This window comes from Flavobacterium turcicum (genome assembly GCF_011365745.1).
GTDB classification, from domain to species: domain Bacteria; phylum Bacteroidota; class Bacteroidia; order Flavobacteriales; family Flavobacteriaceae; genus Flavobacterium; species Flavobacterium turcicum.
In genome coordinates this window covers 265,399-278,063 of sequence record NZ_JAAOBY010000004.1, presented here as the reverse complement: position 1 = coordinate 278,063, position 12,665 = coordinate 265,399, and the positions used below count along the sequence as shown (strand labels likewise).

General features: G+C 35.9%; 9 protein-coding genes. 1 reads left to right on the top strand and 8 read right to left on the bottom strand.

Annotated features, from left to right (window positions below):
- The first annotated feature begins 3 nt into the window (after window positions 1-3).
- Complete coding sequence (locus tag G9Q29_RS09435; RefSeq protein ID WP_187038252.1) at window positions 4-1,536, top strand: cryptochrome/photolyase family protein; 1,533 nt, start codon at window positions 4-6, stop codon at window positions 1,534-1,536.
- Between the two features lie 57 nt (window positions 1,537-1,593).
- Here G9Q29_RS09435 and G9Q29_RS09430 read toward each other — a convergent pair whose 3' ends face one another.
- The 8 genes from G9Q29_RS09430 to G9Q29_RS09395 all read right to left on the bottom strand — a co-directional run bounded on the left by G9Q29_RS09430 (window position 1,594) and on the right by G9Q29_RS09395 (window position 12,663).
- A complete protein-coding gene (locus G9Q29_RS09430; RefSeq protein ID WP_166136195.1) occupies window positions 1,594-2,019 on the bottom strand; it encodes a YMGG-like glycine zipper-containing protein in 426 nt (141 codons plus the stop codon).
- 98 nt (window positions 2,020-2,117) lie between these two features.
- Window positions 2,118-3,407 (bottom strand): kynureninase, encoded by a 1,290-nt coding sequence (gene kynU / locus G9Q29_RS09425; protein WP_166136192.1) that lies wholly within the window; start codon window positions 3,405-3,407, stop codon window positions 2,118-2,120.
- 316 nt (window positions 3,408-3,723) lie between these two features.
- Window positions 3,724-4,773, bottom strand: coding sequence for a tRNA preQ1(34) S-adenosylmethionine ribosyltransferase-isomerase QueA (queA, locus tag G9Q29_RS09420; protein ID WP_166136189.1), 1,050 nt, complete (start codon window positions 4,771-4,773; stop codon window positions 3,724-3,726).
- Between the two features lie 155 nt (window positions 4,774-4,928).
- Window positions 4,929-6,179 (bottom strand): 3-phosphoshikimate 1-carboxyvinyltransferase, encoded by a 1,251-nt coding sequence (gene aroA, locus G9Q29_RS09415; protein ID WP_166136186.1) that lies wholly within the window; start codon window positions 6,177-6,179, stop codon window positions 4,929-4,931.
- 100 nt (window positions 6,180-6,279) lie between these two features.
- Window positions 6,280-6,606, bottom strand: a complete 327-nt coding sequence (locus G9Q29_RS09410; RefSeq protein ID WP_073244323.1) for a nucleotide pyrophosphohydrolase — start codon at window positions 6,604-6,606, stop codon at window positions 6,280-6,282.
- Window positions 6,607-6,608: 2 nt separating this feature from the next.
- Complete coding sequence (locus tag G9Q29_RS09405) at window positions 6,609-8,612, bottom strand: DUF3857 domain-containing transglutaminase family protein (protein ID WP_166136183.1); 2,004 nt, start codon at window positions 8,610-8,612, stop codon at window positions 6,609-6,611.
- Between the two features lie 7 nt (window positions 8,613-8,619).
- Window positions 8,620-10,638, bottom strand: a complete 2,019-nt coding sequence (locus G9Q29_RS09400) for a DUF3857 domain-containing protein (RefSeq protein ID WP_166136180.1) — start codon at window positions 10,636-10,638, stop codon at window positions 8,620-8,622.
- A gap of 9 nt (window positions 10,639-10,647) precedes the next feature.
- Window positions 10,648-12,663, bottom strand: a complete 2,016-nt coding sequence (locus G9Q29_RS09395; protein WP_166136177.1) for a DUF3857 domain-containing protein — start codon at window positions 12,661-12,663, stop codon at window positions 10,648-10,650.
- Window positions 12,664-12,665: the final 2 nt, after the last annotated feature.

Below are 12,665 nucleotides of genomic sequence, written 5' to 3'. Positions count from 1 at the left end.
TAGATGAAAAAATTACGGTTACTATTGGGCGATCAGCTAAATGAAGCACATTCTTGGTTCGAGGAAGTCAATGATGATACGTTTTATCTTTTGGCCGAAATGAGGCAAGAAACCGACTATGTCAAACACCACATCCAAAAAGTTGTGGCGTTTTTTATGTCGATGCGTAATTTTTCTACAACATTACAAGCCAAAGGACATCGTGTATTGTACTTTGAAATCGACGCCAAAAACAATCCTCAAAATTTAGAAAAATTAATTAAAAATTGTATTCAGGAAAGCGGAATTGAAAAATTCGAATACCAACTTCCTGACGAATACCGCTTGGATCAGCAGTTGCAAAATATTTGTAGTAACTTACAAATTGCAACTGAAGCTTTTGACACGGAACATTTTTACACGAGCAGAACTGAATTAAGTACTTTTTTTGAAGGTAAAAAGTTACTGCTGATGGAAAATTTTTACCGCAACATGCGTAAAAAACATCATGTACTAATGCAAGGCGCAACACCTGTGGGAAATCAATGGAATTTTGATGCTGATAATAGAAAAAAATACAAAGGTGAAGTTCCGGTACCTGCGGAGAAAAATTTCCATGCAGATGTTACAGTAGTTTTGCAACAAATTCAAAATGCTGGCATTACCACATTTGGAGCCATCAACCCCACAGACTTTAGCTGGCCAACTTCACGAGCGGCTTGTTTAGAAGTGCTAGATTATTTTTGTAGAAAGTTGCTGCCGTATTTTGGCGACTATGAAGATGCCATGCACACTGACGAAAAATTTCTTTTCCACAGTCGTTTGTCATTTGCAATGAATAGTAAAATGCTTTCGCCAAAAGAAGTCATCGATACCGTTGTTGCACATTACTGGGCTAATGAAAATACTATTAGTATATCGCAAGTTGAAGGTTTTGTACGCCAAATATTAGGCTGGCGAGAATACATCCGTGGGATTTACTGGAAAGAAATGCCCAATTATAGCCAAATGAATGCCCTAAATAATAGCAACTCACTACCTGATTTTTTCTGGACTGGAAAAACCAAAATGAATTGTATGCAACATGCCATTCAACAAAGTTTAGATGAAGCGTATGCTCATCACATACAGCGTTTGATGGTGATTGGGAATTTCACTTTGTTGACGCAAATACATCCTGACGAAGTAGACGCCTGGTATCTTGGTGTATATATTGACGCTATTGAATGGGTTGAAATGCCCAACACCAGAGGAATGTCACAATATGCTGATGGCGGAATTATTGCCACCAAACCATATGTTTCTTCAGGAAGTTACATCAATAAAATGAGTAATAATTGTGTCAAATGCCATTACAATGTGAAAGACAAATTTGGAGACAAAGCTTGTCCGTTTAATAGTTTGTATTGGAACTTTTTGGATGAGAAAAAGAAATATTTTAAAGGCAATCAACGTATGGCGATGATGCTTAATTTATTAAAAAAAATCGATCCAGAAGAATTGTACCGAATTAAGCTCAAAGCAAACGAAATCATTAGCAACATGGATGCATATTAAACAGAAAAGGTTCCTTCTCAATTGAAAAGGAACCTTTTTTTATTTATATAAAACTAATTAGTTTTTCTTACTACCGTCGATGATAGCTCCTGTTCCAGCGCCAACTCCTGCTCCTGCAACACCACCGATAATAGCTCCTTGAACTTTTTTCTTACTGATGATCGCTCCAGTTGCTGCACCTACACCAGCACCAATTACAGCACCTTTGGCAGTGCTACTCCAACCCTTTTTTTGCGTTGTGGTTGTGGTTGTTGTAGTGTTTGGCGCTTGCTGGTTAACAACAATAACCTCTTTTTTAGTTTCTAATTTTTCTTCCTCCATTTTAACCATAACTTGTTGCATCGAGTCGATTACTCTTTGCTTTTCCATGGCTACTTTCATTGAGTCTACAGTTGCAGCTTTAGCTTTTGCTACATCGGCTTTTGTTTGATTCTGACATGAAACTACTGCTAAGGCAAGTAGCATAAAGTATACTATTTTCATAATGATATGTTTTTTAAATTTCTATGTTACAAAGATATATTAGGTTTGAAACATTTATGTTATGGAATTCTTTTTGTGATTTATATAATTCAATGATTTTACTTGCCTAGAATTCCCTTTTTCAAAATCTGACCAAATTCAAACATATCCTCAAATGAAGTATATAAAGGAACTGGAGCCAGACGAATTACGTTGGGTTCTCTCCAATCTGTAATCACGCCGTTTTTCATTAAATACTCAAATAGGCTACGACCTTCGCCATGCAGGAAAACTGATAATTGTGAAGCGCGCTCCTCAGGATCACTTGGTGTGATGATTTCAAAAGTACTATCTACTTCGCTGTCGATTTCATGCAAAACGAATTCTAGATAAGCGGTGATGAGATCGCGTTTTTCAAGGAGCGCATCCATGCCAACCTCGGCAAACATATCAACAGAGGCGAGATAGGGTGCTAAAGACAAAATGGGTAAATTACTTATTTGCCAACCATCCGCACCGTGAACAGGATCAAAATTAGGTTCCATTTTAAAACGACGTTCTTTATTGTGTCCCCACCAACCGGCAAAGCGAGGCAACTGCGAATTGTTGTGGTGTTTTTCATGAATAAAACAACCAGATGCATTACCAGGTCCTGAATTCATGTATTTATAACTGCACCACGCTGCAAAATCAACATTCCAGTCGTGGAGTTCTAATTTTACATTTCCAGCAGCATGCGCCAAGTCCCAACCTACAAAGGCTCCAACTTTATGACCCGCCGCGGTGATGGTTTTCATGTCAAAAACTTGACCTGTATAATAATTAACGCCACCAATAAGTACAAGCGCCAATTCATCGCCTACCTCTTCAATTTTTGCTAAAACATCTTCTAGGCGAATGTTATGCTCGCCTTCACGTCTTTTGATTTCAACCAAAGCCTCTTGTTTATCAAAACCAACGGCACGGGAATGAAAATCAACTTGGCTTTGAAACATGTATTGATCGGATGGAAATGCTTTTTCCTCGCAAATGATTTTGTAACGCGTTGGAGTTGGCTGGTAAAACGAAACCATTAGCAAGTGCAGGTTCACAGTGAGCGTGTTCATTACCGTAACTTCAGTTGGCAAAGCACCAACGATTTTACTTAAAGGCTCCGCAAAGCGTTCGTGATAATCCCACCAAGGCTTGTCACTGTAAAAATGACCTTCGACAGCGAGATTTGCCCAATCGTTCATAACCTCATCAACATAAGTTTTGGTACGTTTGGGTTGTAAGCCGAGTGAATTTCCGGTGAAGTAAATGACTTTTTTATCGTTTACTTTTGGAAAAATAAATTCGGATTGGTATTTATTAAGAGGATCTTGTGCGTCGAGTTGCCTTGCGAATTCAAGGGTATTTTGAAATTTCATATACAATTATTTGAAACGTAAAAGTACAAAAATCAAGCTAGTGTAACAAATGAATGTTTGAATTAGCACTACTTGAATTGAAGAAAAAAATTCTCAAAAATGCGTACTCATAACAAGTATAACTGTTTTAAAGTACACGAGAATTTACCGCTATTTGGTGTGAGGGATGGCAGCGGCATCCTTTATTTTCTTTTTTCTTTAAAAAGAAAATAAAGATAAAGCGAACAGCCCGACCCGACCTTTTTTTTGGGAGGGACACACGCAAAAAAAATCTCGCCATTGCTGACGAGATTCTTTAGATATATTAGGTATTGAATTACAAAATCAACATGGCATCGCCATAAGAGTAGAATTTGTATTTTTCTTCGATAGCCTCAGCGTAAGCTCTTTTCATTAAATCGTGACCACAAAAAGCAGAAATCATCATTAAAAGCGTTGATTTTGGAGTATGAAAATTGGTGATCATACACGTAGGCACTGCAAAATCGTGAGGAGGAAAAATGAATTTATTTGTCCAACCATCATACGGATTTAAAGTGTTTTGTGACGAAACGGAGCTTTCTACGGCGCGCATAGAAGTGGTACCTACGCAGCAAATACGTTTTCTTTTGGCTTTTGCTTCATTTACGATATCGCAAGCCTCTTGCGTGATTTTTAACTCTTCAGAGTCCATTTTGTGCTTAGACAAATCCTCTACCTCAACTGGGTTGAATGTTCCTAAACCAACGTGTAAGGTTACTTCGGCAAAATTCACGCCTTTGATTTCAAGTCTTTTTAGTAAATGCTTAGAGAAGTGTAAACCTGCTGTAGGAGCAGCTACAGAGCCTTCTTCTTTGGCATAAATGGTTTGGTAACGCTCTGCATCTTCTGGAGTTACATCTCTAGAAATGTATTTTGGAATTGGAGTTTCTCCAAGTTCAGTCAATTTATTACGGAATTCTTCGTAAGAGCCATCGTATAGAAAACGTAAAGTTCTACCACGAGACGTAGTATTATCGATTACCTCAGCAACAAGTGAATCATCGTCACCGAAATACAATTTATTACCAATTCTGATTTTACGAGCTGGATCAACTAACACGTCCCATAATCTTTGCTCTGCATTCAATTCTCTTAGCAAAAAAACTTCGATTCTAGCGCCCGTTTTTTCTTTGTTACCGTACAAACGAGCAGGGAAAACTTTAGTGTTATTTAGAATTAAAACATCACCTTCGTCAAAATATTCGATGATATCTTTGAACATTTTGTGCTCTATAGTTTGTTTTTTACGGTCAATAACCATAAGACGAGCCTCGTCTCTATTTTCGGCTGGATACTCCGCAAGAAGTTCTTTTGGTAAATCAAATTGAAAATGGGATAACTTCATTTATTTTTTTATTTAAAAGTTTAAGATTTTAAGCAGTTACTCACATTGTAGTAACTTAAAAATCTTTCGGGTGCAAATATACGATTGTGAGATAGGCGTTGTCAAGTGTTTTGGCTTTTATTTTCAAAAACAACTGATAACGTTGCATTTAAAGCTTATAAATGCGCTACTTGAAAGCCGATCGACTCCATGTCTTTCCAGAAATCAGGGTATGATTTGGAAACTACACCAGCATCCGCAATGTGCAAGGGCACTTTAATAGCCAAAGGAGCAAAAGCCATAGCCATACGATGGTCATTATACGTTGCAATAGTCACCTCTTTGTTTAGAGTAGCTGATGGCTCTAGGGTTAGACTATCATTAGTAACTGTGATGGCTGCGCCTAGTTTGGTGAGTTCGACTCTAAGTGCTTCTAGCCTATCAGTTTCTTTGATTTTTAAAGTGTGAAGACCTGTTAGGTGACAACCAATTCCTAAACCTAAACAAGTAACCACGATGGTTTGCGCAATATCAGGCGTATTGTTTAAATCGAAAGAGAGCTGTGTTGCTGGAACAAAATTAACATCCTTAGTTAATGTCATTTGGTTACCGTTAAACTCAGTACGCACACCTAATTGTTCATAGATGCTAACCAAAGCGGCATCGCCTTGAAGACTGGTTTGTTTGTAACTATTTAAAACGATTGTAGCGTGATCAGCAAGCGCTACAATACTAAAAAAATAAGATGCTGAACTCCAGTCAGACTCTACCGTCATTACTTTATTTTCAGATTCTTTTTGAGGAGCTACTGTAATGGTGTTGCCTTCAAAGCGAGTTGTAATCCCCAAATCGTTAAGTAAGGCCAAGGTCATTTTGATGTACGGAACGGAGGTAATTTCACCCACTAAAGTGATTTCGATACCATTTTCGAGTTTAGGAGCAACCAATAGCAAGGCTGAAATGTACTGACTACTCACGTTGGCGGGAATCGACACTTTAGATGCTGTAATTTTTTGCCCTTCGATTTTGATAGGCGGATAACCCGCATTCTTTTCATAAGTGATTTTAGCACCCAACTGCTCCAATGCTTCAACCAAAACTTGTATTGGGCGCTCAGTCATTCGTTGCGAACCGGTAAGTGCAACTGATGCTCCGAGCGTTACTGCAAAATAAGCTGTTAAGAAACGCATAGCGGTTCCCGCATGGTGAATGTCGACCACTTGTGGCTGCCCACTAGCTGCTGCAACTTGTTTTAATGCCTTAGCCATAACCTCACTATCATCTGAATTGGAGGTATTAGCTAAAGTAATGTTTGGGAATAGCGCTTGTAACAGTAGTAATCTATTGGTTTCACTTTTAGAACCTGTTATATCGAGCTGCGAATTGTGAATTGTAAATTGTGAATTAGTGCTTAGTCTTAAATTCATGCGTGTATTTGTAAGTTGTGAATTGCGAGTTATAAATTAAATACCCTAGCTGTGCAATTTACCACTACTCGTTCATAATTCATAATTTACAATTGACAAATTATTTCAGTTTTTCATTGTTTTTGTGACGATCTTTGTCTCTAACCGATTTCAGATCCATTTTTTTGTCGAAAGCTGCTTGCAAATCGATTCCTGTTTGGTTGGCCAAACACAAGACCACAAAAACCACATCAGCTAATTCTTCGCCAAGGTCTTTGTTTTTATCACTTTCTTTTTCAGACTGTTCTCCATAACGGCGGGCAATAATACGGGCTACTTCGCCTACCTCTTCGGTAAGTTGTGCCATATTGGTTAATTCGTTAAAATAGCGTACACCGTGTTCTTTGATCCAAGTGTCTACGTCGAGTTGTGCGTTTTTTATGTTCATTTTTATATTTTGCTTAAGATAATTTTTTCGTTTTGTTTTTCGATTACTTTTTGATAAAAAGACTTTAGTTCCGGGTAAAATTCTGCTACAAAAATAGCTCCATTTATCTCTTCATTAATAACAATTTGAATTGTATTACCTACCAATACACTATTTATTGAAAACACTACTTCTTTTCCTTGAGTTGAAATCCTGATTGCATTTGGGATTGATTCCACAGCATACCCTGCAGGGATTTCAAGGTTAAAATTATATTTTCTACTTTTTGGGTATGCAAAATATATAGGCATGTCACGCTTTTCTTGAACAAAAGGATTTATGGAACTAGTTAAAAACAACATTGGATAAATGTATAGTTTACCAGCAATAATTTCGCAGTGATTCACAGTTGAAAAATCAAATTTTTCGGTAATAGGCTGAGTAGTGATTGTTTTATTTTCTTCGATTCCGTACTCGGATATTTCAAGACCATTCCATTTATTTTCTAATCTTTCGAGATAAGTATTTTGATCCTGATTAGCCTGTTTTTCACGAAATAGAAATGACTCCGTAGTAGTATAATACATTTTTATTTTTCCTTCGATTTTTCCGTTTGGATTTATTCTTGCAAACAAATTGTGATTTATAGCCGAAGGCTTTTTGGGTACTAGATTTATTTCCTCCGAGGACCCACCTTTTCGAATCAATCTTCCTTGCCAGTTTAATAATTTTAGAGGTAAAACATCTGGCACAGCATACTTATTGGTTGCATCTAGGAGTATATTTTTGCCATCAATTGTTGCCGCTGCGATGACATAATTAAATCCTGTTCTATTTGGATATGCTGGAACTCCATGATCTACAGTACTTACCAAAACAGGGTTGGCATCAACTCCTGCTATGCGTAACATATTGATAAGAATAAAGTTGATTTCGGCGGCATTACCCGTACTATTACTGTATGCCTCTTTGACTCCTTTATCCGTATAATACCCATTTTCATTATTCCAATTCATTCTTTGCTGCACATATGAAAAAATACGCTGCATTTTGGTCTCTGTTGTGAGTTCAGTGTTGGAATCGTTTTTTATAATTTCTTTTACATGATCTAAAAAGAAAAGACCAGATTCTAACTGTTGACCAAATTCTTTTTCGCTAAAAATTGAAGTAGTAACCCCTTCCCAAGTTGATGAAAAGTCTTTTTCAGCTTCTTCATAAAACTGTGTTTTTTCTAATTCGTGTTTCAAACTAGCTCTATAATTTTGTAAATTATCTACATACGGCTCTGGCTTTAAAGCAGGAATATCAACCGCAGTATAAGTGCTAATTACTTGCTCAAAATTAACATAATCTGATCTGGTGCGGTCATATTTATTAGGGAAACTAAAAGAGCCCCCAGATACTTTCTGTACTGTTTTGATTGGTACAAACCCAGTAACAAGTGCCTTGTAAACAAAAAAACCAGGTATTGCAGTGGTAAATTGAGCGAAATTTACTGGTATTTCATATTGAAAATAAAAACTTGGAAATTTGATTATGTTTTCTGATTTCAGAAAATATTTAAACTCAATTATAGAACCTACTTTAACATTAGGTAACGTAATGGACGCTTCTTTCCAGTACTCATTGATTTTTGTTATGAAATTACCCTCACTTTTAAGTTTTGATTTTTCAACAATGCCGTTCACTAAATTATAGGTAACTGCATCAGAAAATTGAACGGACTCATCATTTTTCTCTTCATAGCCAATGTAAAATGGCACCTTAAAAGTAGCCCAATTTAGTCCTTCTTTTTTATAGATTTTTACGCGAACCTGAAACTCAGTACCAATTGAAAATCCATCCTTTAAATTGTATTTAAAAGTAGTTTTAGCTTTACTAAATATGATTGCTGCTACAGCGCTCGTATCCTTGGGGTGCTGTTTTAACTTAAGTTCTTCAATAGAAACTTTACCCAATTCAAGATCTTGTGCGTTTAATTGCAGTCCAATACATGCAAGTAAAACAATAAACCATTTTTTGATCATTCTTAATTTATGATTTAACGAGGATAATTTTTTCGTTTTGCTTATCAATCATCTTTTGATAAAACTCCTTTATTGTTTGATAATAATCAGCCGAGATAATTGGCGTGTTAATTTGAGACGAAATTGAAATTTGAATCGTGTCGCCTGAAACACTTGCCAAATATTTGAACATACCGATATCATCTTGCATGGCAAGATTAGAAGTTTCGGGCACAGACTCTACTTTGTAACCCGCAGGGATTTTAACATTAATGCTGTATTTATTCATAAAAGGATATGCGAAATCAATGGGGTAAAACCTATCTTCTTGCTGGAAAGGATTTGAACTTTGACCAAAAATCAGCAATGGCTTTACATACAATTTACCTCCTATACTTTCTACAAGATTATTACTTTTAAAAGATAGTGTCTCTGTTAGTGGAGCTCCCAAATTCCTTTCGTTGGTTCTTGAATAATCTGTAACTTCTATATTATTATGTTCAGTTTCAAAATTTTCTATATAATCTTGTTCTTTGCTACTCAGGAAATTTGTTCTAAAAACCAATGCATTATGGCCGGATTGCTGGCGTCGTACTTTTGCATCTACTTGCCCTGAAGCTTCTACATTGAATTGCATGGTAACAATATCATTTGCCACTTGATTGGGCATTAAATCAACCTCTATTGATGTTCCGTCTTTACGTAATAACCTGCCCAACCAATTCAAATCTCTTATTGGTAAAGTATTTGGAGCAGCATTCAAATCAGTTGCATCTAATAAAATTAATCCTTTTTCATCCTCAATGGCTGCAATAACATAATTAAAAGCAGTTCTATTCGGGAACAAGGCAATACCGTTAGAGCGCGTACTTAACAATACAGGATGTGCAGAAAAACCAGCAAATCGTAACATTGCAGTCAGCATCAAATTGATTTCGGCGATATTTCCTGTCTTATTTTTATAAGCCTGTCTTACTCCATCATCGCAAGAATAACCATAAAAACCATTCCATTTCACAGCTCCTTTGACAAAATTAAAAATTGTAACTATTTTTTGCTCAGGAGTTTCTATACCAGCCAGCGCTTTCTTTAAATCTTCTTCAAAATAACCACTACGATTGAGTTCTGCACCAAAATCTTCCATATCAAATATTGACTTGGCTACTGCTTTCCAATCTGTTGCGAACTTTTTTAATGGCTCGCCGGGGTATTTGGTCATAGAAAGCTCTTGCACTAAACCAGAGGTGTAATTTTCTATATTGCCTACAAAAGCTTCATCATTTAAAGCCGGAATATTTTCAGCTTTGTATATAGTTCGCTTTTCTTCGTAATCTACTTTATCTACAGCATAGCTAGCAGACTGCCCTCTTTGGAAACCCGCTCCTGCAGAATTACTCATACCACTAAAAGTTAATGCTTTTCTGCCAATGGTCACCGATACCGTAGGCTGGAAATAGCCTTTTAAATTTTCATTATAAACAAAGAACTCAGGAATACTATTTTTATACTCTGAATAATTGACAGGAATTGTTTTTTGAAAATACCAATCCCTAGGGCTACCCACTCTTGGTGTCCTGATTTTATAGGAGTACTCAATAACGGAACCCACTTTAACATTAGGCATCGTTATTTTTTTCTGTCTCCAAAATTTATTAACAAACTCATCAAACTCACCATCACTCTTTAGTTTAGTTTTTTCTATTTTTCCATCAACCATATTGTAGGTTATAGCATCTGAGAAAGTAACAGTCTCTTTCACTTCGTTTGAACTGTAATACTCAACAATTTTGGTAGCCCAATCATACCCTTCTTTTTTATAGATTTTGAGTCTGACTTGCACCTCAGTTACCATATAAAACCCTTGCGATTGCGAATACTCAAATACATTTCGGCCTTTTTCGAAAAGTACGGCTGCCGACGCAGTACTATCGATAGGATGTGCTTTTTGCTGAAGTTCAGCTATGGATACTTTACCCAACTCTGAATCCTGAGCAAAAGAAAAAAAATGAACTAAGAGTAAAACTAGTAGTGTGAAATGTTGGCGCATATTATATTTTTAAATTTTCTTTAAAACAATTTTTTCGTTTTGTTTGTCAATCATTTTTTGAAAGAACTCTTTTAGGGCTGAATAATAGTCAGCTGGTATTATTGGAACATTTATTTGACATGAAACTAATATTTGAACAGTATTATCTGTTAAACTAGTTAAAAATTTAAAGGTAGCTAACCCATCTTCCATGGAGATAACTGCTGTTTCTGGATAAGACTCTATTTTATATCCGTTTGGAACTTGCACATTTACGACATATTTATCCATGAAGGGAAAAGCGAAATCAATTGGATATTCTCTAATTTCTTGTTTGAAAGGATTTACATTTGTGGAAAAAGATAATAAAGGTTTGATGTAAATGGCATCTCCTACTTTTTCACTAAAATTAGCCCCTTTAAAAGAAAGTGTTTCAATAACAGGTAATTTAAGAGCGACTTCGTTTATTCTTTCATATCCACTAACTTCAATGTTATTGTTGTCATTTTCAAATTTTTCTAAGTAAGCATCTTCTTTGGTACCCGTCACTGCAGATCGAAAAAGCATTGCATGATGATCTGTTCTTTGTCGTCTCAACTTTCCTAAAACTTCCCCTTGATCATCGACGCTGTAATTCATCGAAATAACATCATTTGCAGTTTGCTTTGGCATCAAATCTACTTCTATTGAACTTCCATCTTTTCGAATTAGTCTACCAAACCAGTTTAAATCTCGAACAGGTAAAATATTTGGAGCGGAAAAAGCATCTGTAGCATCTAAAAGAATTAGGTTTTGACCATCTTCGACGGCAGCAATAACATAATTAAAAGCGGTTCTATTAGGAAATAAGGCTATCCCATTTGAACGCGTACTAATTAAAACAGGATTAGCTGTTAAACCAGCATGTCGCAACATTGCTGTTAACATTAAGTTTATTTCGGCAACATTACCCGATTTTTTATTATAAGCTTGCCTTACACCGTCGTTACATGAATAACCGTAATAATCGTTCCATTTCACTGTAGCTTTAACAAACTGCAAAATGGCAGTAATTTTATCCTCGGTAGAGCTTAATCCTGCTATTACTTTTTGTAAATCTTGTTCAAAATAACCTGTTTTATTTAGTTCTGGTCCAAATTCATCATAGTTATAAATCGTCTTTGCAACCGAATTCCAATCTGTAGCAAAAGTTTGCATCAACTCTCCAGGGTATTTCGTCATTGCTAATTCTTGAACTAAGGTCCCTGTATAATTACCCATATTATTAACAAAAGGCTCCTCCTTCATGGCTGGCAAATTTTCAGCTATATAAGTCTTTTTTGTTTCAACATATTCTATTTTCTCATCATTAAAAGAAGTTTGTGTAACGCGGTTTACAGTGGTTCGTTGTTTTGAAGTAAGAGTTATTGAATTACTTTTTTTCTCTACAGTAACATTTGGCTTAATGAATCCCTTGATGTTTACATTGTAGACAAAATACTCTGGAACAGTGTTGGCGTATTCAGAATAATTTACAGGAATACTATTTTGAAAATACCACTCCCTGGCGCTACTTACTCTTGGGGAATTAATTGTGTATTTGAATTCAATTACAGAACCTTCTTTTACATTAGGCATTGTGATTTTTTTTTCTCCCCAGTATTTATTTACAACCTCATTAAATTCACCATCACTTTTAAGTTTTGTTTTCTCAATTTTACCATCGACTAGATTATAGGTAATCGCATCGGAAAAAGAAACTTTTTCCCTAGCTTCATTATCGGAATAGAAACGGATACTTTTACTCGCCCATTCATATCCTTCTTTTTTATAGATTTTGATACGAGTTTTAATTTCTGTCACCATCACAAACCCTTTCTCAGGTGAATATACAAAGGTGTTTTTTCCCTTTTCAAAAAGGATTGCAGCAGTTGCACTAGAGTCCTTAGGATGTACTTTTTCTTGCAATTCAAGAATTGAAACTTTTCCTAAATCAAAATTTTGACCATTTATGATAATAGCCATAAAAAGGCAAGGAACTAAAAAAAATATTTGTTTGAATGACATAA

Bases quoted from the DNA above. Each gene is read 5' to 3' on its own strand.
- G9Q29_RS09400 (WP_166136180.1), bottom strand. From the start codon at position 10,638: ATGCGCCAACATTTCACACTACTAGTTTTACTCTTAGTTCATTTTTTT.
- G9Q29_RS09435 (WP_187038252.1), top strand. From the start codon at position 4: ATGAAAAAATTACGGTTACTATTGGGCGATCAGCTAAATGAAGCACAT.
- queA (WP_166136189.1), bottom strand. From the start codon at position 4,773: ATGAAGTTATCCCATTTTCAATTTGATTTACCAAAAGAACTTCTTGCG.
- kynU (WP_166136192.1), bottom strand. From the start codon at position 3,407: ATGAAATTTCAAAATACCCTTGAATTCGCAAGGCAACTCGACGCACAA.
- G9Q29_RS09405 (WP_166136183.1), bottom strand. From the start codon at position 8,612: ATGATCAAAAAATGGTTTATTGTTTTACTTGCATGTATTGGACTGCAA.
- G9Q29_RS09395 (WP_166136177.1), bottom strand. From the start codon at position 12,663: ATGTCATTCAAACAAATATTTTTTTTAGTTCCTTGCCTTTTTATGGCT.
- aroA (WP_166136186.1), bottom strand. From the start codon at position 6,179: ATGAATTTAAGACTAAGCACTAATTCACAATTTACAATTCACAATTCG.
- G9Q29_RS09410 (WP_073244323.1), bottom strand. From the start codon at position 6,606: ATGAACATAAAAAACGCACAACTCGACGTAGACACTTGGATCAAAGAA.
- G9Q29_RS09430 (WP_166136195.1), bottom strand. From the start codon at position 2,019: ATGAAAATAGTATACTTTATGCTACTTGCCTTAGCAGTAGTTTCATGT.